The organism is Aquincola tertiaricarbonis, assembly GCF_000969605.1.
GTDB lineage: Bacteria > Pseudomonadota > Gammaproteobacteria > Burkholderiales > Burkholderiaceae_C > Aquincola > Aquincola tertiaricarbonis.
Genome location: NZ_JZUE01000001.1, coordinates 279,080 through 304,300 on the forward strand (window position 1 = coordinate 279,080; position 25,221 = coordinate 304,300).

Genomic DNA, 25,221 nt, shown 5'->3' on the forward strand with positions numbered 1-25,221 from the left:
CTCATGAACCGATTCAACGTTCGCAAGGTGGCCGTGCTCGGCGCCGGCGTGATGGGCGCGCAGATCGCCGCCCATCTCGTCAACGTCAAGGTGCCGGTGGTGCTGTTCGACCTGCCGGCCAAGACCGGGCCGAAGAACGGCATCGTCACCAAGGCGGTCGACAACCTCAAGAAGCTCAAGCCCGCGCCGCTGGGCGTGCCGGAAGATGCGGTGCTGATCCAGCAGGCCAACTACGAGGAACACAGCGAGCTGCTGCGCGACTGCGACCTGGTGATCGAGGCGATCGCCGAGCGCATGGACTGGAAGCTGGACCTGTACCAGAAGATCGCGCCCTTCCTGGCGCCGCATGCGATCGTCGCTTCGAACACCTCGGGCCTGTCGATCACCAAGCTGAGCGAGGTGTTGCCCGAGGAGATCAAGCCGCGCTTTTGCGGCATCCACTTCTTCAACCCGCCGCGCTACATGAGCCTGGTGGAGCTGATTCCCACGCCCACCACGCAGCCGGAGATCCTCGACCAGCTCGAAACCTTCGTCACCAGCGCGCTGGGCAAGGGCGTGGTGCGTGCCATCGACACGCCCAACTTCATCGCCAACCGCGTGGGCATCGCCGGCATGCTGGCCACGATGATCGAGGCCGAGAAGTTCGGCCTGGGCTACGACGTGGTGGACGACCTGACGGGCAAGAAGCTGGGCCGCGCCAGCTCGGGCACCTTCCGCACCGCCGACGTGGTGGGCCTGGACACCATGGCCCACGTCATCAAGACGCTGCAGGACAACCTGGCCGACGACCCGTTCTTCTCCACCTATGCCACGCCGCCGGTGCTGGCCAAGCTGATCGAGCAGGGCGCGCTGGGCCAGAAGACCGGCGCCGGCTTCTTCAAGAAGGAAGGCAAGAACATCCTGCGGCTGGACGCGGCGCAGGGCACGTATGTGCCGGCCGGCGGCAAGGCCGACGAGATCGTGGCCCGCATGCTCAAGAAGCCCGCGGCCGAGCGGCTGAAGCTGCTGCGTGAATCGAAGAACCCGCAGGCGCAGTTCCTGTGGTCCATCCTGCGCGACAGCTTCCACTACGTGGCGGTGCACCTGGCCGACATCGCCGACTCGGCGCGCGACATCGACTTCGCGATGCGCTGGGGCTTCGGCATGAGCCAGGGCCCGTTCGAGCTGTGGCAGGCCGCCGGCTGGCTGCAGGTGGCCGAGTGGATCAACGAGGACATCGCCGCCGGCAAGACGCTGTCGAATGCGCCGCTGCCGCCGTGGGTGACCGACGGCCCGGTGGCGCGCCTGGGCGGCGTGCACCAGCCCGACGGCTCCTGGAGCGCCCGCCATGCGCGCTTCGTGCCGCGCAGCACGCTGCCGGTGTACCAGCGCCAGCCCTTCCCGGAGGCGGTGCTGGGCGCCGGCGCGGTGGAGGCGCTGAAGAGCGGCACCGAGGAATTCCGCAACGACGAGATCCGCGTCTGGTCGCTGGATGGCGAGGTGCTGATCGCCAGCATCACCGCCAAGCTGCACCTGATCAGCCCGCTGGTGACCGAAGGCCTGCTGAAGGCGGTGGAGATCGCCGAGGCGAAGTACCAGGGCCTGGTGATCTGGTCGCCCGACGACGTGTTCTCGGCCGGTGCCAACCTCGAAGCGCTGATGCCGGTCTTCATGAAGAGTGGCGGCAAGGGCATCGCGCCTGAGGAGAAGAAGCTGCAGGACGCGATGCTGCGCATCCGCTATGCCGCAGTGCCGGTGGTGGCCGCGGTGCGTGGCCTGGCGCTGGGCGGCGGCTGCGAGCTGGCGGTGCATTGCGCCCGCCGCGTGGCCGCGATGGAAAGCTACGTCGGCCTGGTGGAAGTGGGCGTGGGCCTGATCCCGGGCGGTGGCGGCCTGGCCTACATCGCCCGCCGCGCGGCCGAGATGGCCGAGAAGGCACCGGGCGTGGACATTTTGGCCTTTGCCAAGGAAGGCTTCACCGCGGCCGCCACGGCACGCGTGGCCACCAGCGCGCTGGAGGCCCGCAAGCTGGGCTGGCTGCTGGAAGACGACATCGTGGTGCCGAACAAGGACGAGCTGCTGTTCGTCGCCAGCCAGCAGGTCAAGGCGATGGCCGCCAGCGGCTGGCGCGCGCCGATGAAGAAGCTGTTCCCGGTGGCCGGCCGCTCGGCCATCGCCACCATCAAGGCGCAGCTGGTGGGCATGCGCGACGGCGGCTTCATCAGCCAGCACGACTTCCACATCGGCAGCCTGATCGCCGAGGTGGTGTGCGGCGGCGAAGTGGATGCGGGCGCGATGGTCAGCGAGGACTACCTGATGGCGCTGGAGCGCAAGCACTTCTGTGCGCTGCTGGACCACCCGAAGACGCAGGAACGCATCATGGGCATGCTGCAGACCGGCAAGCCCGTCCGCAACTGAACGAGGACCGACGACATGAGCCGACAACTTCAAGACGCGTACATCGTCGCGGCCAGCCGCACGCCCATCGGCAAGTCGGGCCGCGGCGTGTTCCGCCACACCCGCCCCGACGACCTGCTGGTGGCCGCCATCCGCGGCGCCATGGCCCAGGTGCCGGGCCTCGACCCCAAGGCCATCGAGGACGCCATCGTCGGCTGCGCGATGCCCGAGGGCGAGCAGGGCCTGAACGTGGCGCGCATCGGCGCGCTGCTGGCCGGCCTACCCAACACGGTGGGCGGCGTCACCGTCAACCGCTTCTGCGCCTCGGGCCTGACCGCGGTGCAGATGGCGGCCGACCGCATCCGCGTGGGCGAGGCCGACGTGATGATCGCCGCCGGCGCCGAGAGCATGAGCATGGTGCCGATGAGCGGCAACAAGCCCTCGTTCAACCCGGCCATCTTCGAGCGTGACGAGAACATCGGCATCGCCTACGGCATGGGCCTGACGGCCGAGAAGGTGGCGCAGCAGTGGAAGGTCTCGCGCGAGCGGCAGGACGAGTTCGCGCTGCAGTCGCACCTGAAGGCGCTGAAGGCGCAGCAGGCGGGTGAGTTCAACGACGAGATCGTGCCGGTGGAGGTGCTGGACCGCCTGCCCGACCTGGCCACCGGCGAGGTGCGCACCAGCACCCGCACCGTCTCGCTGGACGAAGGTCCGCGGCCCGACACCTCCATCGAAGGCCTGGCCAAGCTGCGCGCGGTGTTCGCCGCCAAGGGCAGCGTGACCGCCGGCAACAGCTCGCAGACCAGCGACGGCGCGGGCTGCCTGATCATCGCGTCGGAGAAGGCGGTCAAGCAGTTCAACCTGCAGCCGCTGGCGCGCTTCGTCAGCTTCGCATCCAAGGGCGTGGCGCCGGAGATCATGGGCATCGGCCCGATCGAGGCCATTCCCGCGGCGCTGAAGTCGGCCGGCCTGTCGCTGGATGCGATGGACTGGATCGAGCTGAACGAGGCCTTCGCCGCGCAGGCGTTGGCCGTCATCGGCAGCGTGGGGCTGGATGCGAGCAAGGTCAACCCGATGGGCGGCGCCATCGCGCTGGGCCATCCGCTGGGTGCCACCGGCGCCATCCGCGCCGCCACGGTGGTGCATGCGCTGCGCCGCCACAACCTCAAGTACGGCATGGTCACGATGTGCGTGGGCACCGGCCAGGGCGCCGCAGGCATCTTCGAACGCGTCTGAAGGAGAACCGCATGACCATCAAGACCGCCATCGTCGACGGCGTGGCCACTATCGAGATCGCACGGCCCGAGAAGAAGAACGCGCTGACGCAGGCGATGTACGACGCGATGGCGCAGGCGCTGCGCGACGCACAGGCCGACAACGCGGTGCGCGCGGTGCTGATCACCGGCCAGCCGGGCATCTTCACCTCGGGCAACGACCTGGAGGACTTCATGCAGCGCCCGCCCGCGGGCGAGGAGTCGGCGGTGTTCCGCTTCATGAAGGCGCTGGTGGGCTGCGACAAGCCGGTGATCGCCGCGGTGACGGGCGGCGCCATCGGCATCGGCACCACGATGCTGCTGCACTGCGACTTCGTCTACGTGGCCGACGACGCGCGCCTGGCCATGCCCTTCGTGGGCCTGGGACTGGTGCCCGAGTTCGCTTCCAGCCTGCTGGTGCCGCAGTTGATGGGCCCGCGCGGCGCCGCCGAGAAGCTGCTGCTGGGCGACCCCTTCACCGGCGAGCAGGCGGTGGAAGCCGGCATCGCCAACGCGGTGCTGCCGGCCGGCGAGGTGCTCAAGCATGCCCGCCGGATCGCCGAGCGCTTCAACACCCTGCCGCCCGGCGCGGTGCGTGAGAGCAAGCAGCTGCTGCGCCGGGCCAACCAGGCCGCGGTGATGGAAGCCATCAGCGTGGAAGCCGAGCTCTTCAGCAAGCGCCTGCGCAGCCCCGAAGCCACCGAGGCCTTCCAGGCGTTCTTCCAGAAGCGCAAGCCGGACTTCTCGAAGTTCTGACCTGCGGCGGCGCACCTTGCGCCGCTTTACAAAGGCCGGGGAACCCCGGCCACCCCATCCGGTCGCACCTTGCTGCATTGCAACAATGGAGGGTGTCGGATGGAATTTTTGCCGATCTTGTGGCGGCCCTGGCTGCAGCCGCTGCTGGCGGCCAGCGTGGTGGTGCTGGCGGCCCTGGCGGTGCACCGGCTGGGCCGGATGGTGTTGCGTCGGATCACCCGCTCCCTGCCGGTGGCCTCCGCCGTCGTGCGGCAGATCGATGCGCCGGCGCAATGGGTGCTGCCGCTGGCCGCACTGCAGGTGGTGTGGCAGGGCGCGCCGGATGCGCTGCCGCTGGTGGGCTCGCTGCGGCACCTCAATGGCGTGCTGCTGATCGCGGCCATCACCTGGCTGCTGTCGCGCGCGGTGCGGGGCGTGGCGCTGGGCGTCATCGACCTCTATCCGGCCGACGTGCAGGACAACCTGCATGCCCGCCGCATCCACACCCAGGCCCGGGTGCTCGCCCGCACCGTGATGGTGGCGGTGATGCTGGCCGGCCTGGCGATGATCCTGATGACCTTTCCCGGCGCGCGGCAGCTGGGCGCCAGCCTGCTGGCCTCGGCCGGCGTGGCGGGCCTGGTGGTCGGCATCGCGGCGCGGCCGCTGTTCAGCAACATGATCGCCGGGCTGCAGATCGCGCTGGCGCAGCCCATCCGCATCGACGACGTGCTGATCGTGGAAGGCGAATGGGGCCGGGTGGAGGAGATCACCGGCACCTACGTGGTGCTGGCCATCTGGGACCAGCGCCGGCTCATCATCCCGCTGCAGTGGTTCATCGAGCACCCGTTCCAGAACTGGACGCGCAGCACCTCGCAGATCATCGGCACCGTGTTCCTGCATGTGGACTATGCGATGCCGCTGGCGCCGCTGCGGGCCGAGGCGCAGCGACTGTGCGAGGCCTCGCCGCACTGGGACGGCCGGCTGTGCCTGCTGCAGGTGACGGAGGCCGGCGAGCGCACCATGCAGTTGCGCGTGCTGGTCACCGCCACCGATTCCGGCAAGGCCTGGGACCTGCGCTGCGAGGTGCGCGAAGGCCTGCTCACCTTCATCCAGCGCCACCATCCGCGGCATCTGCCGCAATGGCGCAGCCAGCGGCTGGAGCCGGAAGTGGTGCCGCACGGCGACGAAGCCTTCCGGGCACGTCAATCGCCCGGAGAAGCGGTGCCTGCCACCGTTTCGCCCGCGCCATGACCCCTGACCAGACCCCACCGCCTGCCCAATCCGAGCGCATCGCGCCGCCACCGCTGCCGCCGCATGCCGCGCTGTTCATCGACTTCGACGGCACGCTGGCCCCGCTGGCGCCGCGGCCGCAGGACGTGCAGGTGCCCGGCTGGGTGCTGCCCACGCTGCAGCACCTGCACGGCGCGCTGGACGGCGCGGTCGCGGTGGTCAGCGGCCGACCGGTGGCGCAGATCGACGGCTTCCTGGCACCGCTGGTGCTGCCGGCCGCCGGCGTGCACGGGGTGGAACGGCGCGGCAGCGACGGCCTGCTGCGGGTGGAGGCGGCCGAGCCGCCCGCGCCGCTGGTGGCCGCGGCGCAGGCGCTGGTGGCGCAGCACCCCGGCCTGCTGTTCGAGCCCAAGACCGGCGGCTTTGCGCTGCACTACCGCTCGCGACCGCTGCTGGGCGAGCTGTGCCACGACACCTTGCAGGCGGCGCTGGGTGCGCTGCCGCAGGCGCTCACCTGGCAGATCATGGCCGGCCACTGCGTGTACGAGATCAAGCAGCGCAAGGTGTCCAAGGGCGTGGCGCTGGTGGCGCTGCAGGCCGACGAACGCTTCACCGGCCGGCTGCCGGTGTACGTGGGCGACGACGTGACCGACGAGGACGGCATCGCCGCCGCGCAGGCGGCCGGCGGCTTCGGCGTGCGGGTGGGCCCCGGGGCTACGCAGGCACGCTATTGGCTGGAAGACATCGATGCCGTCTCGCGGTGGCTGGGGGAGGCGGTGCGCCGTTTGCCCGCGCCGGGTGGCGGCAGCCCGCCACCCCAGCCCCTCGCATGACACCACCGGCCACGCTGAACCTCGGCATCATCGGCAATTGCTCGATCAGCGCGCTGATCGACGACCAGGCGCGCATCGTCTGGTGCTGCTACCCGCGCTACGACGGCGACCCGGTGTTCCATGCGCTGCTGGATTCGGCCCAGGGCCTGCAGCCCGACGGCAGCTGGCAGGTGTGCCTGGAGGGCCAGGCGCGCAGCGAGCAGGCCTACGAGGACAACACCGGCGTGCTGCGCACCCGGCTGTTCGACGCCGATGGCGGCGCGGTGGAGATCACCGACTTCGCGCCCCGCTACATGCTGCACGGCCGGCCCTTCCGGCCGTTGACGCTGGTACGCCGGGTGCGGGCGCTGCAGGGCGCACCGCGGGTGCGCATCGTGCTGCGGCCACGCAGCGACTATGGCGCCGAGGCGCCGCAGGTCACCCGCGGCAGCGACCACATCCGCTACGTCGGCAGCGAATCAACGCTGCGGCTGACCACCAATGCGCCGATCACCTACGTGATCGACGAGACGCCGTTCACGCTCACGCAGCCGATCAGCATGATCCTGGGCCCCGACGAGGCGGTGCATGCCGCCATCGAGGACACCGCCCGGCTGCTGGAGGAGCACACCATCGCCTACTGGCGCGCCTGGGCGCGCGCGCTGGCGGTGCCGCTGGAATGGCAATCGGCGGTGATCCGCGCCGCCATCACGCTGAAGATGTGCCTCTATGAGGACACCGGCGCCATCGTCGCCGCGATGACCACCAGCATCCCCGAGGCGCCGGGCAGCCAGCGCAACTGGGACTACCGCTTCTGCTGGATCCGCGACGCCTTCTTCGTGGTGCGGGCGCTCAACAGCCTGTCCGAAGTGGACACGATGGAGGACTACCTGCGCTGGCTGCGCGACGCCATCGGCGACATGGCCGGCGGCCATGTGCAGCCGTTGTACGGCATCGGGCTGGAGCATGAGCTGGTGGAGCGCGAGCTGCCGCATCTCTCGGGCTATCGCGGCCACCGGCCGGTGCGGGTGGGCAACCAGGCGTACGAGCACTTCCAGTTCGACGTGTACGGCAACATCGTGCTGGGCGCGGCCCAGGCCTTCCACGACACGCGGCTGCTGCGCCGCGGCACGCTGCAGGAATTCAACCTGATGGAAGCGGTGGGCGAGCGCGCCTTCGCCATCCACGACCAGCCCGACGCCGGCATGTGGGAGCTGCGCACGCGCAGCGAGGTGCACACCTCCTCCGTGCTGATGAACTGGGCCGCCTGCGACCGGCTGGCCAAGATCGCCGTGGTGTTCGGCCTGCACGACCGCGCCGCGCTGTGGCACGAGCGGGCCGACATCATCCGCGACAAGATCCTGCGCCATGCCTGGAGCGACAAGCGCCAGGCGTATGCCGCCACCTTCGGCGGCCATGAGCTGGACGCCAGCGTGCTGCTGATGGCCGAGGTGGGCATCCTCGATCCGACCGACCCACGCTTCGTCTCGACGGTGGATGCGCTGGAGGCCGCGCTGTGCGAAGGCCCCTTCATGCGCCGCTACGAGGCACCCGACGACTTCGGCCGCCCGGAGACGGCGTTCAACATCTGCGCCTTCTGGCGCATCAATGCACTGGCCCGCATCGGCCGCACCGCGCAGGCGCGCGAGATCTTCGAAGCGCTGCTGGTCAGCCGCAACCCGCTGGGCCTGCTGTCCGAGGACACCCATCCCGCCACGGGCGAGCTGTGGGGCAACTTCCCGCAGACCTACTCGATGGTAGGCATCGTGAATGCCGCGGTGCGCCTGTCGGCGCCGTGGGATTCGCGGATCTGAAGCTTTGGAGGAGGAAGTACCGTGTCCCGTCTCGTAGTGATATCCAACCGCGTGAGCGACCCGCGCAAGGTGGCCGCCGGCGGCCTGGCCGTGGCCCTGGGCGATGCGCTGGCCACCAGCGGCGGCCTGTGGTTTGGCTGGAGCGGCAAGATCGTCGAAGGGGGCGCCTCCGGCGAAGGCGAGCTGCACCAGCAGCGTGCCGGCAATGTGGAGCTGGTGACCATCGACCTCTCCCGCGAGGACCACGACACCTACTACACCGGCTACTCCAACCAGGCGCTGTGGCCGGCCTTCCATTACCGGCTGGACCTGGCCGACTTCGGCAGCGGCTTCTTCGCCGGTTACCAACGCGTCAACCGCCTCTTCGCGCGCAAGCTGGCGCCGCTGCTGCGCGACGACGACGTGATCTGGGTGCACGACTACCACCTGATCCCGCTGGCCTCGGAGCTGCGCTCGCTGGGCTGCAGGCAGCGCATCGGCTTCTTCCTGCACATCCCGCTGCCGCCACCGCCCATCCTGGCCGCCATCCCGGGGCACGAGTGGCTGATGCGCTCCTTCTTCGCCTACGACCTGGTGGGCCTGCAGACGCATGAGGACGCCGATCACTTCGCACGCTTCCTGGTGGGCGAGGCCCATGCCGAGCGCCTGCCCGACGGCCGCTTCAGCGCCTACGGCCGCACGATGCGGGCGCAGGCTTTCCCCATCGGCATCGACGTGGACGAGTTCCAGGGCCTGGCCGAGTCTGCCGAATCCCGCGAGACCGAGGCCACGCTCAAGCAGCAATACGCGCACCGAAGGCTGCTGGTGGGCATCGACCGGCTGGACTATTCCAAGGGCCTGCCGCGCCGGCTGCGCGCCTTCCGCGAGCTGCTGGACAACTACCCCGAGAACCGCAACAGCGCCACGCTGATCCAGATTGCCAGCCCCACGCGTGAAAGCGTGGACGCGTATGCCGACATCCGCCACGAGCTGGAAGGCCTGGCCGGCGAGATCAACGGCACCTACGGCGAGCTGGCCTGGATGCCGATCCGCTACATGCACCGCACCTGGGCCCGCAAGCGCCTGCCCGGCCTGTACCGCGCCGCCAAGGTGGCGCTGGTCACGCCGCTGCGCGACGGCATGAACCTGGTGGCCAAGGAGTACGTGGCCATGCAGGACGAGGACGACCCCGGCGTGCTGGTGCTGTCGCGCTTCGCCGGTGCCGCCGAGCAGATGCGCGAGGCGCTGCTGGTCAACCCCTACGACATCCCCGCCACCGCCCAGACCATCCAGCGCGCGCTGCAGATGCCGCTGGCGGAGCGGCGCGAGCGGCATGCCGCGCTGCTCAAGCGCATCCGCGAGTACGACGTGCATGCGTGGCGGAAGGACTTCCTCGGCGTGCTGGCCGAAGCCGCACCGCCGCCGCCGGTGGTGTGATCAGGCTGCCGCCGCCCCCGCTGGCGGCAGCGACCCGCCCTCGGCCCGCGTGCCGCACTTCGGGCAGTAATGGAAGAACGCGTTCTTGCGCGTGCTGCAGGTGCCGCAGCGGTCGAACAGGCCCAGCCCGCAGTGCACGCAGAAGTCGGGTTGAACGTCGCCGGTGGTCAGCACCGCGCGTTCGCAGGCCGGGCACACGCCACCAGCCAGGCGCTTGAGCGCGGCTTCGGTGCCCAGGGCCTGGCGGCGCTGCTGCTCGCTCTGCTGCTCCACCTCCGCCCGGCGCGCCAAGTAGCGGCGCATCGCCTTGACCAGGTAATGGCCGGCCACGCCGGTCAGCAGCACGCCCACGCCGTAGCGCACGTAACTGCCGTAGCTGGGCAGGTAGGGCACCAGTTCGAAGAAGAAGGTGAAGGCCGCGAACAGCACGAAGCCGCGCATCAACGGCCAGTAGTCGCTGCCGCGCTGGCGGGCCAGCAGCCAGCCGGCGATCAGCAGCAGCGGCAGGGTGAGCGCGAGCCGCAGGCCGAATACGCGCAGCTCCTGCGCCCGCATCGCGCTGCGCCACGCTTCCTGCGCATCGGCCAGCAGCGCGCTTTCCGTGGCCTCGCTGGCCAGGCGCGCCTGGCGGGTGTCCAGCAGTGCCTTGTCCAGTGCCTCCACCGCGGCCTGGGCCTGGCGTTCCCGGGTCTTCAGCGTGTCCAGCTCGCGGGTGCGCTGGATGACCTGCGGGTCCTGCTGCGGATCGGTGGTGGCGGTGCGGGTGGCCAGCCAGTTGCCGTAGGCCGAGCGGGCCGACTGGTAGGCATTGGTGGCGGCCTGCAGCGCTAGCTGGGCCTGCTCGCGCTGCTCCCGCAGCTCGGTGCTGCGGCGGTCCAGCTGCTGCTGGCCAGTGCGGGCTTGCTGCAGCGCGGCCTTGTCGGCCACGAAGTCCTCGACGGTGATCTGCGTCTCGACCTTGGGCAGGTCGGCCACCAGGTTGCCGCCCAGCCCTACCAGGAAGCCGGCGAAGGCCAGCGACACCAGCCACATCACCAGCCGGAACAGCCGTTCCGGCACTCGCAGGGCCTTGAACATCGGTGCTCAGGCCGCCATCAGGCCGCGGGCGGGCGCGGCACCGGCCGAGGCTTGCCTTCGGCATCCGTGGCCACGTAGGTCAGCGTGGCCTCGGTGACCTTCACCACCTCTTCCTGCGGCCGCAGGCGCTGGGCATACACCTCCACGTCCACGGTGATGCTGGTGTGGCCGATGCGCACGATCTCGGCATAGAAGCTCAGCAGGTCGCCCACGCGCACCGGCTGCTTGAACACGAACTCCTTCACCGCGACAGTGGCCAGCCGGCCCTGGGCAATGCGCGAAGGCAGGACCGCACCGGCCAGGTCGACCTGGGCCATCACCCAGCCGCCGAAGATGTCGCCGTTGCCGTTGACGTCGGCCGGCATCGGGATGACACGCAGCACCAGCTCCTTGTCGTCGGGCAACTGCAAGGGCGTGGCGGCCGGCGGCGCACTGGAATCGGTGGAGTTGGGCATCATCGGGCTCTTCTGTTCTTCGAAAAATCATTCTCACACGATGCGCGCCGCCGCCAGCTCGTCCCACATGCCGCCTTCGGCCGCTGCCGATCCCACGCAGCGCCGCTCCGATTGGGGCACCCTGGCCCGCCTGCTGCCCTACCTGTGGCAGTACCGCTGGCGGGTGGGGCTGGCGCTGTCGTTCCTGATCCTGGCCAAGGTGGCCAACGTGGGCGTGCCGCTGCTGCTGAAGGAGCTGGTGGACCGGCTGTCCATCCAGCCCGGCTCGGTGCAGTCGATGCTGGTGGTGCCGGTGGGGCTGCTGGTGGCCTACGGGCTGCTGCGGCTGTCCACCTCCCTGTTCACCGAGCTGCGCGAGCTGGTGTTCGCCAAGGCCACCGAAGGCACCACCCGCAGCATCGCGCTGCAGGTGTTCCAGCACCTGCATGCACTGAGCCTGCGCTTCCACCTGGAGCGCCAGACCGGCGGCATGACGCGCGACATCGAGCGCGGCACGCGGGCGGTGCAGTCGCTGTTCTCGTACTCGCTCTACAGCATCCTGCCCACGCTGATCGAGATGGTGATGGTGCTGACGCTGCTGGGCGTCAAGTTCGATGCCTGGTTTGCCGGCATCACGCTGGTGGCGCTGCTGCTGTACATCGGCTTCACCGTGGCGGTGACCGAATGGCGCACGCAGTTCCGCAAGCAGATGAACGAGCTGGACTCCAAGGCGCACAGCCGGGCCATCGACTCGCTGCTGAACTACGAGACGGTCAAGTACTTCAACAACGAGCAGTTCGAAGCCCGCCGCTACGACGAGAGCCTGAACAACCTGCGCCGGGCCGCGGTGAAGAGCCAGCGCACCCTGTCGCTGCTCAACACCGGCCAGCAGCTCATCATCGCCGCCGCGCTGATCGCCATGCTGTGGCGCGCCACCGAGGGCGTGGTGGCCGGCCGCATGACGCTGGGCGACCTGGTGATGGTCAACGCCTTCATGATCCAGCTGTACGTGCCGCTGAACTTCCTGGGCGTGATCTACCGCGAGATCAAGCAGGGCCTGGCCGACCTGGACAAGATGTTCCTGCTGCTGGAGCGCGAGCGCGAGGTGGCCGACGTGCCCGGCGCGCCGCCGCTGCAGGTCACCGAGGGCCGCGTGTGCTTCGAACAGGTGAACTTCGCCTACGACGGCGTGGCCGGCCCGCAGGGCGCGGCGGCGCACCGGCCCATCCTGCACGACGTGAGCTTCGAGATTCCGCCCGGCAAGACGGTGGCGGTGGTGGGCCCGTCGGGCGCGGGCAAGAGCACGCTGGCCCGGCTGCTGTACCGCTTCTACGACGTGGACGCCGGCGCCGGCCGCATCACCATCGACGGGCAGGACATCCGCCAGGTGACGCAGGCCAGCCTGCGCGCGGCCATCGGCATCGTGCCGCAGGACACCGTGCTGTTCAACGACACCGTGGCCTACAACATCGGCTACGGCCGGCCGGAGGCCTCGCAGGCCGAGATCGAGGGCGCGGCCCGCGCGGCGCACATCCACGACTTCATCGCCAGCACGCCCAAGGGCTACGACACCATCGTCGGCGAACGCGGCCTGAAACTGTCCGGCGGCGAGAAGCAGCGCGTGGCCATCGCCCGCACGCTGCTGAAGAACCCGCCGATCCTGATCTTCGACGAGGCCACCTCGGCGCTGGATTCAGCCAACGAGCGCGCCATCCAGGCCGAGCTGCAAAGCGCCGCGCGTGGCAAGACGGCGCTGGTGATCGCGCACCGGCTGTCCACCGTGGTGGATGCGCACGAGATCGTGGTGATGGAGCAGGGACGCGTGGTGGAACGTGGCCCGCATGCGGCGCTGCTGGCGCTGGACGGCGTGTATGCCCGCATGTGGCGGCTGCAGCACAGCCAGGCGGCCACCGAGGCACCGGGCCAGACCACCCCCGCGTAAGCCCGGGGTTGCCGGAGGCGGGCGGCATCGGACCATTCGGCACAATCGCGCGTCCCTTTCCCCTTGCGCCATGAGCTTCCTCGCCATCGACATCGGCAATACCCGCTTGAAGTGGGCGCTGTACGCATCGCCCGCGCCGGGCGCCGCCTTGCTGGAACACGGCGCGGCCTTTCTTGAAACCATCGACGAGCTGGCCGAGGGCGCATGGGCCAGGCTGCCACATCCCACCAGCATGCTGGGCTGCAACGTGGCCGGTGACGCGGTGCGCCGCCGCGTGGAGGAGCAGCTGGAGCTGTGGGACTTCACGCCGCGCTGGGTGGTGCCCGGCGCGCACGAGGGCGGCATCGTCAATGGCTACGACCATCCCAGCCGGCTGGGCGCCGACCGCTGGACTTCATTGATCGGCGCGCACTGGCACATGCGCTCGCGCGGCTCGCACCGGCCGGTGCTGGTGGTGATGATGGGCACCGCGGTGACGGTGGATGCGCTCACCCCGGACGGCCGCTTCCTCGGCGGCATCATCCTGCCGGGCCACGGCATCATGCTGCGCGCGCTGGAGAGCGGCACCGCCGGCCTGCGCGTGCCCACCGGCGAGGTGCGCGAGTTCCCGACCAATACCTCCGACGCGCTCACGAGCGGCGGCACCTTCGCCATCACCGGCGCCATCGAGCGCATGCACAGGCACCTGCGCACCCGCACGGGCAAGACGCCCATCGTGCTGGTGACCGGCGGTGCCGGCTGGAAGGTGGCGCCCGACCTGGACGTCGACCATGAGCTGGTCGAGTCCCTGATCTTCGACGGACTGCTGGTGATGCAGTCCCATCGCCTGGCGTTGTAGGGTGCAATCTGCGCGCTACAGGATGTAGCGCGACAGGTCCTCGTTCTGCGACAGCTCCGACAGCTTGCCGTCCACCGCCGCGCCATCGAGCGTGACGGTCTGGCCGCTGCGGTTGGGCGCGTCGAAGCTCACCTCGTCCAGCAGCCGCTCCATCACGGTGGACAGGCGCCGCGCGCCGATGTTCTCGGTGCGCTCGTTCACGTCGAAGGCGATCTGCGCCAGGCGGCGGATGCCGTCGGCGGTGATGTCGAGCTTCACGCCCTCGGTCGCCAGCAGGGCCTCGTACTGCTTGACCAGGCTGGCATGCGTGCTGGTGAGGATGGACTCGAAGTCGTCCACCGACAGCGAGCCCAGCTCCACCCGGATCGGGAAGCGGCCCTGCAGCTCCGGGATCAGGTCGCTGGGCTTGGTGAGATGGAACGCGCCCGAGGCGATGAACAGGATGTGGTCCGTCTTCACCATGCCGTACTTGGTGTTGACGGTGGTGCCTTCGACCAGCGGCAGCAGGTCGCGCTGCACGCCCTGGCGCGAGACCTCGGCACCGCCGCCGTGCTCGCTGCGCGAAGCCACCTTGTCGATCTCGTCGATGAAGACGATGCCGTTCTGCTCGGCGTTGTGCAGCGCGGCGGTCTTGATGTCGTCCTCGTTGACCAGCTTGGCGGCTTCCTCGTCGACCAGCAGCTTGCGCGCCTCGCCGATCTTCACCTTGCGCGTCTTGCGCTTGCCCGCGCCCATCTGGGAGAACAGGCCCTTGAGCTGCTCGGCCATCTCCTCCATGCCCTGCGGACCCATGATCTCGAGCTGCGGCTTGGCCTCGGCCAGGTCGATCTCGATCTCCTTGTCGTCCAGCGTGCCCTCGCGCAGGCGCTTGCGCATCACCTGCCGCGCGGTGTTGTCGGCCGGCGGCGCGGCGGCGGTGGTGTCGAAGCCCACGGCCGGCGTGCGTGCCAGCGGCACCAGGATGTCGAGGATGCGGTCCTCCGCCGCGTCTTCGGCGGCGCTGCGCTTGCGCCGTACTTGCAGTTCGCGTTCCTGCTTGACGGCCATGTCCACCAGGTCGCGGATGATGCTGTCCACGTCCTTGCCCACGTAGCCCACCTCGGTGAACTTGGTGGCTTCCACCTTGATGAAGGGCGCGTCGGCCAGCTTGGCCAGGCGGCGCGCGATCTCGGTCTTGCCCACGCCGGTGGGGCCGATCATCAGGATGTTCTTCGGCGTGATCTCGGCGCGCAGCTTCTCGTCCACCTGCTGGCGGCGCCAGCGGTTGCGCAGCGCGATGGCCACGGCCCGCTTGGCATTGCCCTGGCCGACGATGTGGCGGTCCAGCTCGGAAACGATCTCTTGCGGGGTCATGCTCATCCGAGCACCTCGATGGTGTGGCTCTGGTTGGTGTAGATGCACAGGTCGCCGGCGATCACCAGCGCCTGCTTGACCACGTCCTGCGGCGGCAGTTCGGTGTGCTCCAGCAGCGCCTTGGCCGCGGCCTGTGCATACGGGCCGCCGGAGCCGATGGAAATGATGCCGTTCTCGGGCTCCAGCACGTCGCCGTTGCCGGTGATGATGAGCGAGGCCTGGCGGTCAGCCACCGCCAGCATGGCTTCCAGGCGGCGCAGCACGCGGTCGGTGCGCCAGTCCTTGGTCAGCTCGATGGCGGCGCGCACCAGGTGGCCCTGGTGCTTCTCCAGCTTGGCTTCGAAACGCTCGAACAGCGTGAACGCATCGGCCGTGGCGCCGGCAAAACCGGCCAGCACCTGGTCGCGGTAGAGCTTGCGCACCTTGCGGGCGGTGGATTTGACGACGATGTTGCCGAGCGTGACCTGCCCGTCGCCGCCGAGCGCGACCAGGTTGCCACGTCGCACGCTGACGATGGTGGTGCCGTGAAACACCGGGGTTTGTGAGTCCATGGAGTGCATCTGGCGTTGCGGGGCCGGCATTCAAGCGCCGGCCGGGTAAAGCGCGCCGGGGGGACGCGCCTGTCTAGTTGTTGCGGACCTTGACCCGGGCGTGCTCGTTGATGCCCATGGCACCGAAGAACAGCGCCACCAGGCGGTGCGCATCGGCGAACACCACTTCGCGGTTCTCGCTGCGCTTGGCGAGCACCCAGTTCAGCAGGTCGCCGGCCGCGATGAAGTCGACCCGGATCAGGCGGTTGCAGTTCACCGTCACCACCGCGGCGCTGCCCAGCTGCTGGTCCAGCACCCGCAGCGTGGGGCCGATGTCGCTCACCAGCTGGCCCGACAGCTCCACCGTGGCCATCTGCACGCCATGTGCATCGTCCAGCAGGCCCGATTCGAGGAAGCTGGTGGACACCTCGCTGACCTGCGACATCGACGGCGCCTGGGTGCTGTGGCCGCTGCTGCGCAGCCGCAGCTTGCAGCGCACGCGCTCCCACGACGGCGGGGACACCTCGTAGGTCACGCAGTAGTCGATGGCGACCTCGTCGAACTGGTCGGCGCGGTTGGCCAGGCGCAGCGCGTCCAGCCGGGCCACCCAGTAGGCCGGGTCGGCATCGCGCACGCCGGTGGGTGCGGCTTCGGCCAGCACCTGCAGCAGGCGGTCGCCACCCATCCAGCGCATGTCCAGCGGCTCCTCGGCCCACTGGCGAAACATGCCCGACAGCAGCACCGCGGCCTCGGCATCCACCTGCTGCAGCGGTGCCCAGTCGAACACCCAGGGCAGCGGCATCTGCAGCGTCTGCGCGCGCAGGCGCACCACGGCCTCGGCATCCAGTAGCGCCGGGGCAGTCCAGCCGACGGCGGGCGTGGCGCTGCGCAGCGTGGCCGGGCGGTCGTTGGCGGCGGCGGCCTCGGCCACCAGGCGCGGCATCGAGAACCACTGCGGCGCCGACCAGCCGAAGCGCTGGGCATATTCCACCGCCAGCTGCTCGAACTTGTTCTGCTGGCCAGTGGCGCGGTAGAGGTCGAACAGCACCAGCCAGGTCTCGCCATGCTCCAGCCGGCTGCCCTGGCTGCCGGTGAGCTGGGCGAGCGAGTCCTCGCACTGCGCGAAGTCGGCATTGGCGAAGGCGATGACGGCCTCGTCCAGTTCGGGGTCGTGCACCGCCTCGCTCACTTCCACGGCAAAGGCGCCGCCGAAGTCGGTCTGCGGGCCGCCGGGAGCGTGGGCCGCCGGCGGGCTGGCCGGCACCGGCGTGCGCGGCGGCCACTCGGCAGGCACCGGCTGTGAGCCGGACAGCGGCGGCAGGCCCGGGGCCATCACCGCATGGCTGGGCACGCCCGCCGGGCGCTCGGGTTCCAGGCGGGGCAGCGGCGGCTCGGCCGGCGGCAGCGCGCCGGGTCGGGTGCGGCCGGGGTGCGGCAGGTTGTCCATCACCGCTGGCATCGTGGTGCGGGCGGACAGCGGTCCGGCACGGGTGTCGCCCACGGTGCCGGGGCGGGTGCTGGCGCCCATGCGGCCGCTGCCCACCATCTGCTGCTCGATCTCGTCGATCTTCGCCTTGACGCCGCCTTCCGGCCGTGCCGAGGCATGGTGCTCGGACACCCGCGCGTCGGAATCGTCGAGCCGCGACGAGCCGCCCAGGGCGGCCAGCTGCTCGGGCGACAGGCCCTCGCGGCGCAGCTTGCGCAGCATGTCGAACTCGCGCTTGCGCACGAAGTCGTTGCGGCGCTTGCGCTCCACCATCGCCTTCAGCTCGGAGCGCTCGATCTCGAGCGCGCCGTCCTCGGGCTGGCGTGAATTGAGGTCGGACCAGTCGGTGGCCGGATTGGCCACGAAGCGAACCACCTTGCGGAAGAAGCTTTCGTCCTTGGGGTCCGCCATGAACCTGCCTTCGGGTCGGTCGGTCAGTCGCCGAACATCTTCTGCTTCATCTCTCGGCGCTGCTGCGCCTCGAGAGACAGCGTGGCGGTGGGCCGCGCCAGCAGCCGGCCCAGGCCGATGGGCTCGCCCGTCTCGTCGCAGAAGCCGTATTCGCCGGAATCGATGCGGGCGAGCGACTGCGAGATCTTCTTCAGCAGCTTGCGCTCGCGGTCGCGGGTGCGCAGCTCCAGCGCATGTTCTTCCTCGATGGTGGCGCGGTCGGCCGGGTCGGGGACGATGGAGGTGTCTTCGCGCAGGTGCTCGGTGGTTTCACCGGCATTGCTCAGCAGGTCGTCCTTCAGGCCCACCAGGCGGGCGCGGAAGAACTCCAGCTGCTTGTCGTTCATGTACTCATCGTCCGGCATCGCCAGCAGCTCCGGCTCGGTGAGTTCACGCCCGCTCTTGGTCTTCCAGGCATTGGCCAGTTTGGGGTCGTGCTTGACGGGGGCTTTGACGGTGTCCATGTCCTGATCTGAATACGTTCGGGCGGGCGGCTTCGCTGGCGCGAAGCGGTCTGCGAAGCGGCTGGCGCTGTCATTGGGCAGCGGGGCGGCCACGGGGGCAGCAGCAGCTGCCTTGCTGGCCCGGGTCGCGGGCTTGGCGGAGGCCTCGCGGCGCTCGCTCTTGGCCGGTGTCTTGCTCACTTCGCACTCCTCTTCACGGTATTTGTATCCGCTGCGCAGGCCGAGGTGCGAGGGATCGCCTCCTCGGGGCGCGCGGATTGTAGCCACGCCCCTGGGGGGTCAATCGTCCTTCACACGAGGCACTGCGACAGCCCTTGCTCGAGGATCTCGCGCGGCAGGTCGATGCCGATGAAGACCATCTTGTTCTGACGCTTCTCGCCCGGCATCCACTTCGGGCCCAGGTCGCTGCCCATCAGCTGGTGCACGCCCTGGAAGATCACCTTGCGGTCGCTGCCCTTCATGAACAGCACTCCCTTGTAGCGAAGCAGCTTCGGCCCGTACACCTGCACGATGGAGCCGAGGAAATCCTCGAGCTTGGTCGGGCTGAAGGCACGGTCGGAGCGGAACACGAACGACTTCACATCGTCGTCATGGGCATGGTGGTGCGGATGGTCGCAGTGCTCGCCGTGCTCATGATCGTGGTCGTGATGATGGTGCGCATGGCCGTCGTCCGCCGTCAGGAAATCAGGGTCGATTTCCAGCTTCGTATTCAGATTGAAGCCCTTCAGATCGAAGATCCTGTCGAGCGACACCTCGCCGAAATGCACCCGGCTCTGCGGCGCGCGCGGGTTCATGTGCTTGATGCGATGGGCCAGCGCGTCGGCCGAGGCCTCGTCCACCAGGTCGGTCTTGCTGATGAAGATCTGGTCGGCGAAGCCGATCTGGCGACGCGCCTCCTGGCGGTCGTTCAGCTGCTGGTCGGCATGCTTGGCATCCACCAGCGTCAGCACGGAGTCGAGCAGGTAGCTCTCGGCCACCTCGTCGTCCATGAAGAAGGTCTGCGCCACCGGGCCGGGGTCGGCCAGGCCGGTGGTCTCGATCACCACGCGGTCGAACTGCAGCTCGCCCTTGCGGCGCTTCTCGGCCAGGTCGGCGAGCGTGGAGCGCAGGTCCTCGCGGATCGTGCAGCAGACGCAGCCGTTGTTCATCTGGATGATCTGCTCGCCCTCGTTGGACACGAGGATGTCGTTGTCGATGTTCTCTTCACCGAACTCGTTCTCGATCACGGCGATCTTCTGGCCGTGGGCTTCGGTGAGCACACGCTTGAGCAGCGTGGTCTTCCCGCTGCCGAGGAAGCCGGTGAGGATGGTGGCGGGGATCAGACCTTTGGACATGGCAGGCGCTCGGTGGCTGGATGTACGACAACCGCCTCAAATGGGGGCGGGCGACTGTCCTGCAAGTGGGCGGGTGTGTCAAGCACGAGTCGGGCCGGTGTGAGTTTCTGCCTTGCGGTATCCTGTGGCTTCCGATCCGCATGTCCATCCAGTGCACAAACCGGTAGACCGCGACGCCCAGGAGCGACGCAGCCTGTTCGATCGCCTCGTCGAGTTCATTTCGCCCGGCCCCGACTCCAAGGCCGAACTGATCGAATCGCTGGCGGACGCCGAAGAGCGTGAACTCATCGACCCGCAGAGCCGCGGCATGCTCGAGGGCGTGATCCGCATGGCCGACATGAGCGCGGGCGACGTGATGGTGGCCGCCTTCCACATCGACCGCCTGGACATCGACGCCGACTACGACGAGCTGCTGGCCCAGGTGATCGACACCGGCCATTCGCGTTTCCCGGTGTACGAGGGCGAGCGGGACAACATCATCGGCATCCTGCTGGCCAAGGACCTGCTCAAGCTGCAGCGCGCGCCCGAGCTGAACCTGCGCACCCTGCTGCGGCCGCCGGTGTTCGTGCCCGAGAGCAAGGGCCTGAACGAGCTGCTGCGCGACTTCCGCAGCAACCGCAACCACCTGGCCATCGTCATCGACGAGTTCGGCAACGTGGCCGGCCTGCTGACGATCGAGGACGTGCTGGAGGAGATCGTCGGCGAGATCGAGGACGAATTCGACGAGGAAGACGCCGAATCCGGCATCTACACCCTGGCCGACGGCGCCCAGCGGGTGGCGGGCGACGTCGAGATCGAGCAGGTCAACGAAGCCTTCGCGGTGATGCTGCCCGACGACGAGTTCGACACCATCGGCGGCCTGGTGGCCCATGAACTGGGCCGGGTGCCGCGCCGCGGCGAGGCGGTGGAGGTGGGCGGCCTGCGCTTCGAGGTGATGCTGACGCGCGGCGGTGCGGTGCGCTGGTTCAAGGTCACCCGCGCGCCGGACGCCGCCCCGCGGTGACGGCCGCGGTGACTGGCGCGGCCTCCCGGTCGCCCGCGCTGCGCGGCGCGGCGGCGGTGCTGCTGGCGGCCACCGGCGGGGCGCTGTTCAGCCTGCCGTTCGTGCATACCGGGGCCTGGTGGGCGTCGCTGCTGCTGCTGGCGCTGCTGGCCGGCGCCGCACAGCGGCTGAGGCCGGGCGCCGCGGCGCTGGCGGGCTGGGCCTTCGGCACCGGCTGGCTGGCGGCCGGTACCTGGTGGTTGTTCATCAGCCTGCATGTCTACGGCGGGCTGCCGGCGGCGCTGGCGGTGGCCGCGGTGCTGGCGCTGTCGGCCGGCCTGTCGCTGTACCTGGGCCTGGCGCTGGCGGTGTTCGCCCGACTGCGCCGCGGCCGGGTGCTGCCCGATGCGGCGCTGTTCGCCGCCTGCTGGCTGCTGGCGGAACTGGCGCGCGGCGTGCTGTTCACCGGTTTCCCCTGGATCGCCACCGGCTATGCGCAGGTGGACGGGCCGCTGGCCGGGCTGGCGCCGTGGGTGGGGGTGTATGGCATCGGCGCAGCGGCGGCGCTGGCGGCCTCGCTGCTGGCCAGCCTGGCCGCAGGCAGCGGACCGGCGCCGCGCCGGCTGGGCGGCCTGGTGGCACTGGCCGCCGCGCTGGCCCTGGCGCCGCTGGCCGCGCGCGACTGGAGCCGGCCCACCCAGCGGCTGGCCGTCACGCTGATACAGACCAACGTGGCACAGGACGAGAAGTTCGCCGCCGACCGCATGCCCGAGGCGCTGGACTGGCTGCTGGCCTCGCTGCGCGGTGCGAGCGGCGATCTGGTGATCGCGCCGGAGACCGCCATTCCGCTGCTGCCGGCGCAGCTCGGGCCGGAGAACTGGCAGGCCTTCGCCGCGCCCTTTGCCGGTGGCCAGCGGGCGGGCCTCATCGGCCTGCCGCTGGGCAGCTACGAGGCCGGCTACACCAATTCGGTAGCCGGCGTGTCGGCCGCGACGGTGGGCAGCACGGACGGCTTCTACCGCTACGACAAGCACCACCTGGTGCCCTTCGGCGAGTTCATCCCCACCGGCTTCCGCTGGTTCACCGAGCTGATGAACATCCCGCTGGGCGATTTCAATCGCGGGCCGCTGGCCGCGCCGTCGTTCAGCGTGCGCGGCGAGCGGGTGGCGCCCAACATCTGCTACGAAGACCTGTTCGGCGAAGAGCTGGCGCAGCGCTTCGGCCGCGCAGCCGAGGCGCCGACGATCTTCGCCAACGTCAGCAACATCGGCTGGTTCGGCAACACCATCGCCATCGAGCAGCACCTGCACATCTCGCGCATGCGCACGCTGGAGCTGCAGCGGCCGATGCTGCGCGCCACCAACACCGGCGCCACCGCCGTGATCGACCACCGCGGCCAGGTGCTGGCGCAGATGGCGCCCTTCACCCGCGGCACGCTGGCGGCGGAGGTGGAGGGCCGCGAAGGCCTGACGCCCTTCGTGCGCTGGGCCTCGCGCTTCGGCCTGTGGCCGCCGCTGGTGCTGGCGCTGGCCGTGCTGGCCGCCGCGGCGCTGGGCCGGCGCCGCGCCACCGCCCCGTAAACTCGCGGCCTTTCCGCGCACCGAGCACCCTCATGACGACGCTGACGTTCCAGCAGATCATCCTTCGCCTGCAAAGCTACTGGGACGCCCAGGGCTGCGCGCTGCTGCAACCGTATGACATGGAGGTGGGTGCCGGCACCAGCCACACCGCCACCTTCCTGCGCGCACTGGGCCCGGAGCCCTGGAAGGCCGCCTACGTGCAGCCCAGCCGCCGCCCCAAGGACGGCCGCTACGGCCAGAACCCCAACCGCCTGCAGCACTACTACCAGTACCAGGTGGTGCTCAAGCCGGCGCCGGCCAACATCCTGGAGCTGTACCTGGGCTCGCTGGAAGCGCTGGGCTTCGACCTGAAGAAGAACGACGTGCGCTTCGTCGAGGACGACTGGGAGAACCCCACGCTGGGCGCCTGGGGCCTGGGCTGGGAGGTGTGGCTCAACGGCATGGAGGTGACGCAGTTCACCTACTTCCAGCAGGTGGGCGGCATCGACTGCCGGCCCATCACCGGCGAGATCACCTACGGCCTGGAACGGCTGGCGATGTACCTGCAGGGCGTGGAGAACGTGTACGACCTGGTGTACGCGCCCGGCATCAGCTACGGCGACGTGTTCCACCAGAACGAGGTGGAGCAGAGCACCTACAACTTCGAGCACAGCAATGTCGAGTTCCTGCTGCAGGCCTTCGGCGCGCACGAGGGCAATGCCCAGCACCTGATGACGCAGCAGCTGGCGCTGCCGGCTTATGAACAGGTGCTCAAGGCCGCGCACACCTTCAATTTGCTGGACGCCCGCGGCGCCATCAGCGTGACCGAGCGCGCCGCCTACATCGGCCGCATCCGCAACCTGGCGCGGGCGGTGGCGGCCAGCTACCTGGCCAGCCGGGCGCGCATGGGCTTTCCGATGGCGCCGCGCGAGTGGGCCGACGAGGTCATCGCGCAGATCGAACAACAAGCACAGAAGAAGGCCGCGTGATGGGCGCCGACGTGAAGAACCTGCTGGTGGAGCTGTTCGTCGAGGAACTGCCGCCCAAGGCGCTGAAGAAGCTGGGCGAGAGCTTTGCCGGCACGCTGGCCGATTCGCTGCGCGTGCAGGGCCTGGCCGGCGCCGATGCGGTGGTGACGCCCTATGCCTCGCCGCGCCGGCTGGCGGTGCACGTCACCGGCGTGGCCGCGCAAGCGGCCGACAAGCCGGTGCAGCAGAAGCTGATGCCGGTGGCCGTGGCGCTGACGGCCGATGGCCAGCCCACGCCGGCGCTGCTGAAGAAGCTGGCCGCGGTGGGCGCCGATGCGTCGGCCGTGCCTTCGCTGCAGCGGCGGGTCGACGGCAAGGCCGAGGCCTTGTTCCTGGACACCGTGGTGCCCGGCGTCGCGCTGGCGGAAGGCCTGCAAAAGGCCTTCGACGAGGCGCTGGCCCGCCTGCCCATCCCCAAGGTGATGACCTACCAGCTGGCCGACGGCTGGCAGAACGTGAAGTTCGTGCGCCCGGCGCACGGCCTGGTGGCGCTGCACGGCAGCCAGGTGGTGCCGATCGCCACGCTGGGCCTGCAGGCCGGCCGCAGCACGCAGGGTCACCGTTTCGAGGCGGCGCTGCCGGTCATCGAGCTGCCGGATGCCGATGCCTATGCCGACGCGCTGCTGCGCGACGGCGCGGTCATCGCCAGCTTCGACGCCCGCCGCGCCGAGCTGCTGCGCCAGCTGCAGGCCGCCGCCGGCCGCGAGGGCCTGACGCCCATCGACGACGAGGCGCTGCTGGACGAGGTGACCGCGCTGGTGGAGCGGCCCAACGTGCTGGTATGCCGCTTCGAGCCCGAGTTCCTCGACGTGCCGCAGGAGTGCCTCATCCTCACGATGAAGGCCAACCAGAAGTACTTCCCGCTGCTGGACGCGCAGGGCAAGCTGACCGACCGCTTCCTGGTGGTGAGCAACATCCGCCCCGACGACGCCAGCGCGGTGATCCAGGGCAACGAGCGCGTGGTGCGCCCGCGGCTGGCCGACGCCAAGTTCTTCTTCGACCAGGACCGCAAGAAGACGCTGGCCAGCCGGGTCGAAGGCCTGGGCAAGGTGGTGTACCACGGCAAGCTGGGCAGCCAGGGTGATCGGACCGAGCGCGTGCGCTTCATCGCCCGCGCCATCGTCCACCAGCTGGGCGATCACCAGCCGGCTTCGGTGCAGTCGCACGACGAGCTGCAGATGCTGGGCCACAAGGCCGACCAGGCCGCGCTGCTGGCCAAGACCGACCTGCTGACCGACATGGTGGGCGAGTTCCCCGAACTGCAGGGCATCATGGGCGGCTACTACGCCCGCCACGAGGGCCTGCGCGACGGTGTGGCCATCGCCATCGAAGACCACTACAAGCCGCGCTTTGCCGGCGACGCGCTGCCGCGCAACCACACCGGCACCGTGGTCGCGCTGGCCGACAAGCTCGAGACGCTGGTGGGCCTGTTCGGCATCGGCCAGCTGCCCACCGGCGACAAGGACCCGTTCGCCCTGCGCCGCCATGCGCTGGGCGTGATCCGCATCCTGGTCGAGAAGAACCTGCCGCTGGACCTGCCCGAGCTGCTGAAGGCGGCGGTGCCGGCCTTCGGCGCGCTGATCACCGATCCCAGCGCCGCGCTGCTGGGCTTCTTCGCCGACCGCCTGGCCGTGAACCTGCGCGACCAGGGCTACAGCGCCCAGGAGGTGGACGCGGTGCTGGCCCTGGCCCCCGCCCGCCTGGGCGACGTGCCGCGCCGCCTGGAAGCGGTGCGCGCCTTCGCCGCGCTGCCCGAGGCCGCTTCGCTGGCCGCGGCCAACAAGCGCGTGGGCAACATCCTCAAGAAGGTGGAGGGCGCGCTGCCCACGGAAACCCGGGCCGAGCTGCTGAAGGAGCCGGCCGAGCAGCAGCTGGCGGCGGCGCTGGCGGCGGTGCAGCCGCAGTCCGACCGCCTGTTCGAGCAGCAGGACTACACCGGCTCGCTGCAGGCGCTGGCGGCGCTGAAGGCCCCGGTCGACGCCTTCTTCGACGGCGTGATGGTCAATGCCGACGATGCCGCGCTGCGCGCCAACCGGCTGGCGCTGCTGGCGGCGCTGCATGCCGCGATGAACCGCGTGGCCGACCTGTCGAAGCTGGCGCAATGACGC

The 25,221-nt window shown here is 69.7% G+C and carries 20 protein-coding genes; 13 read left to right on the forward strand and 7 right to left on the reverse strand.

Annotated features, from left to right (window positions below):
• Positions 1-3: 3 nt before the first annotated feature.
• The 7 genes from VO99_RS01365 to otsA all read left to right on the forward strand — a co-directional run bounded on the left by VO99_RS01365 (position 4) and on the right by otsA (position 9,636).
• A complete protein-coding gene (locus VO99_RS01365) occupies positions 4-2,397 on the forward strand; it encodes a 3-hydroxyacyl-CoA dehydrogenase NAD-binding domain-containing protein (RefSeq protein ID WP_046110983.1) in 2,394 nt (797 codons plus the stop codon).
• Positions 2,398-2,412: 15 nt separating this feature from the next.
• The gene (locus tag VO99_RS01370; RefSeq protein WP_046110984.1) at positions 2,413-3,612 is read left to right on the forward strand and encodes an acetyl-CoA C-acyltransferase; all 1,200 of its coding nucleotides are present in this window, start codon (positions 2,413-2,415) and stop codon (positions 3,610-3,612) included.
• 11 nt (positions 3,613-3,623) lie between these two features.
• Positions 3,624-4,385: an enoyl-CoA hydratase gene (locus VO99_RS01375; protein ID WP_046110985.1), complete on the forward strand. Its 762-nt coding sequence runs from the start codon at positions 3,624-3,626 to the stop codon at positions 4,383-4,385.
• Positions 4,386-4,484: 99 nt separating this feature from the next.
• Entirely contained in the window at positions 4,485-5,615 is a 1,131-nt protein-coding gene (locus VO99_RS01380) for a mechanosensitive ion channel family protein (protein WP_046110986.1), read from the forward strand.
• Complete coding sequence (otsB, locus tag VO99_RS01385; RefSeq protein ID WP_046110987.1) at positions 5,612-6,427, forward strand: trehalose-phosphatase; 816 nt, start codon at positions 5,612-5,614, stop codon at positions 6,425-6,427. Before VO99_RS01380 ends, otsB begins: the two co-directional genes overlap by 4 nt.
• Positions 6,424-8,220, forward strand: coding sequence for a glycoside hydrolase family 15 protein (locus tag VO99_RS01390; RefSeq protein ID WP_046110988.1), 1,797 nt, complete (start codon positions 6,424-6,426; stop codon positions 8,218-8,220). Before otsB ends, VO99_RS01390 begins: the two co-directional genes overlap by 4 nt.
• 21 nt (positions 8,221-8,241) lie before the next feature.
• The gene (gene otsA / locus VO99_RS01395; protein ID WP_046110989.1) at positions 8,242-9,636 is read left to right on the forward strand and encodes an alpha,alpha-trehalose-phosphate synthase (UDP-forming); all 1,395 of its coding nucleotides are present in this window, start codon (positions 8,242-8,244) and stop codon (positions 9,634-9,636) included.
• On the opposite strand, the gene VO99_RS01400 is transcribed toward otsA, so the two are convergent.
• Positions 9,637-10,713: a hypothetical protein gene (locus VO99_RS01400; protein ID WP_046110990.1), complete on the reverse strand. Its 1,077-nt coding sequence runs from the start codon at positions 10,711-10,713 to the stop codon at positions 9,637-9,639.
• 17 nt (positions 10,714-10,730) lie between these two features.
• Positions 10,731-11,168: an acyl-CoA thioesterase gene (locus tag VO99_RS01405; RefSeq protein ID WP_046111219.1), complete on the reverse strand. Its 438-nt coding sequence runs from the start codon at positions 11,166-11,168 to the stop codon at positions 10,731-10,733.
• A 40-nt stretch (positions 11,169-11,208) separates the two neighbouring features.
• Here VO99_RS01405 and VO99_RS01410 point away from each other — a divergent pair, with 40 nt between their 5' ends.
• The gene (locus tag VO99_RS01410) at positions 11,209-13,089 is read left to right on the forward strand and encodes an ABCB family ABC transporter ATP-binding protein/permease (RefSeq protein ID WP_046110991.1); all 1,881 of its coding nucleotides are present in this window, start codon (positions 11,209-11,211) and stop codon (positions 13,087-13,089) included.
• 70 nt (positions 13,090-13,159) lie between these two features.
• Complete coding sequence (locus VO99_RS01415; RefSeq protein WP_046110992.1) at positions 13,160-13,927, forward strand: type III pantothenate kinase; 768 nt, start codon at positions 13,160-13,162, stop codon at positions 13,925-13,927.
• A 15-nt stretch (positions 13,928-13,942) separates the two neighbouring features.
• Here VO99_RS01415 and hslU read toward each other — a convergent pair whose 3' ends face one another.
• The 5 genes from hslU to VO99_RS01440 all read right to left on the reverse strand — a co-directional run bounded on the left by hslU (position 13,943) and on the right by VO99_RS01440 (position 19,544).
• Entirely contained in the window at positions 13,943-15,286 is a 1,344-nt protein-coding gene (gene hslU / locus VO99_RS01420; RefSeq protein ID WP_083440273.1) for an ATP-dependent protease ATPase subunit HslU, read from the reverse strand.
• Entirely contained in the window at positions 15,283-15,831 is a 549-nt protein-coding gene (gene hslV, locus VO99_RS01425) for an ATP-dependent protease subunit HslV (protein ID WP_046110994.1), read from the reverse strand. The genes hslU and hslV overlap by 4 nt, the downstream gene beginning before the upstream one ends.
• 73 nt (positions 15,832-15,904) lie before the next feature.
• Positions 15,905-17,707, reverse strand: coding sequence for an STAS domain-containing protein (locus VO99_RS01430; RefSeq protein WP_046110995.1), 1,803 nt, complete (start codon positions 17,705-17,707; stop codon positions 15,905-15,907).
• A 23-nt stretch (positions 17,708-17,730) separates the two neighbouring features.
• Positions 17,731-18,390 carry an RNA polymerase-binding protein DksA gene (gene dksA, locus VO99_RS01435; RefSeq protein ID WP_232315229.1) on the reverse strand — a complete coding sequence of 220 codons (660 nt, stop codon included), beginning with the start codon at positions 18,388-18,390 and terminating at the stop codon, positions 17,731-17,733.
• 110 nt (positions 18,391-18,500) lie between these two features.
• Positions 18,501-19,544: a CobW family GTP-binding protein gene (locus VO99_RS01440; RefSeq protein ID WP_046110997.1), complete on the reverse strand. Its 1,044-nt coding sequence runs from the start codon at positions 19,542-19,544 to the stop codon at positions 18,501-18,503.
• 151 nt (positions 19,545-19,695) lie between these two features.
• Here VO99_RS01440 and VO99_RS01445 point away from each other — a divergent pair, with 151 nt between their 5' ends.
• From VO99_RS01445 to glyS, 4 genes are read left to right on the forward strand one after another with little or no spacing between them, the layout of a single operon-like run.
• Positions 19,696-20,547, forward strand: coding sequence for a CorC family transporter (locus VO99_RS01445; RefSeq protein WP_046110998.1), 852 nt, complete (start codon positions 19,696-19,698; stop codon positions 20,545-20,547).
• Positions 20,544-22,106, forward strand: a complete 1,563-nt coding sequence (gene lnt, locus VO99_RS01450; RefSeq protein WP_232315230.1) for an apolipoprotein N-acyltransferase — start codon at positions 20,544-20,546, stop codon at positions 22,104-22,106. Before VO99_RS01445 ends, lnt begins: the two co-directional genes overlap by 4 nt.
• 32 nt (positions 22,107-22,138) lie before the next feature.
• Positions 22,139-23,074 carry a glycine--tRNA ligase subunit alpha gene (gene glyQ / locus VO99_RS01455; RefSeq protein ID WP_046110999.1) on the forward strand — a complete coding sequence of 312 codons (936 nt, stop codon included), beginning with the start codon at positions 22,139-22,141 and terminating at the stop codon, positions 23,072-23,074.
• Positions 23,074-25,218 carry a glycine--tRNA ligase subunit beta gene (gene glyS / locus VO99_RS01460; RefSeq protein WP_046111000.1) on the forward strand — a complete coding sequence of 715 codons (2,145 nt, stop codon included), beginning with the start codon at positions 23,074-23,076 and terminating at the stop codon, positions 25,216-25,218. The genes glyQ and glyS overlap by 1 nt, the downstream gene beginning before the upstream one ends.
• The last annotated feature ends 3 nt before the right edge of the window (positions 25,219-25,221 follow it).

Excerpts from the sequence above, each read along its gene's own strand:
- VO99_RS01410 (WP_046110991.1), top strand. The coding sequence starts at position 11,209 with ATGCGCGCCGCCGCCAGCTCGTCCCACATGCCGCCTTCGGCCGCTGCC.
- VO99_RS01380 (WP_046110986.1), top strand. The coding sequence starts at position 4,485 with ATGGAATTTTTGCCGATCTTGTGGCGGCCCTGGCTGCAGCCGCTGCTG.
- VO99_RS01405 (WP_046111219.1), bottom strand. The coding sequence starts at position 11,168 with ATGCCCAACTCCACCGATTCCAGTGCGCCGCCGGCCGCCACGCCCTTG.
- glyQ (WP_046110999.1), top strand. The coding sequence starts at position 22,139 with ATGACGACGCTGACGTTCCAGCAGATCATCCTTCGCCTGCAAAGCTAC.
- VO99_RS01415 (WP_046110992.1), top strand. The coding sequence starts at position 13,160 with ATGAGCTTCCTCGCCATCGACATCGGCAATACCCGCTTGAAGTGGGCG.
- VO99_RS01365 (WP_046110983.1), top strand. The coding sequence starts at position 4 with ATGAACCGATTCAACGTTCGCAAGGTGGCCGTGCTCGGCGCCGGCGTG.
- VO99_RS01390 (WP_046110988.1), top strand. The coding sequence starts at position 6,424 with ATGACACCACCGGCCACGCTGAACCTCGGCATCATCGGCAATTGCTCG.
- hslV (WP_046110994.1), bottom strand. The coding sequence starts at position 15,831 with ATGGACTCACAAACCCCGGTGTTTCACGGCACCACCATCGTCAGCGTG.
- VO99_RS01400 (WP_046110990.1), bottom strand. The coding sequence starts at position 10,713 with ATGTTCAAGGCCCTGCGAGTGCCGGAACGGCTGTTCCGGCTGGTGATG.
- otsB (WP_046110987.1), top strand. The coding sequence starts at position 5,612 with ATGACCCCTGACCAGACCCCACCGCCTGCCCAATCCGAGCGCATCGCG.
- glyS (WP_046111000.1), top strand. The coding sequence starts at position 23,074 with ATGGGCGCCGACGTGAAGAACCTGCTGGTGGAGCTGTTCGTCGAGGAA.
- hslU (WP_083440273.1), bottom strand. The coding sequence starts at position 15,286 with ATGAGCATGACCCCGCAAGAGATCGTTTCCGAGCTGGACCGCCACATC.
- VO99_RS01375 (WP_046110985.1), top strand. The coding sequence starts at position 3,624 with ATGACCATCAAGACCGCCATCGTCGACGGCGTGGCCACTATCGAGATC.
- VO99_RS01440 (WP_046110997.1), bottom strand. The coding sequence starts at position 19,544 with ATGTCCAAAGGTCTGATCCCCGCCACCATCCTCACCGGCTTCCTCGGC.
- VO99_RS01370 (WP_046110984.1), top strand. The coding sequence starts at position 2,413 with ATGAGCCGACAACTTCAAGACGCGTACATCGTCGCGGCCAGCCGCACG.
- VO99_RS01430 (WP_046110995.1), bottom strand. The coding sequence starts at position 17,707 with ATGGCGGACCCCAAGGACGAAAGCTTCTTCCGCAAGGTGGTTCGCTTC.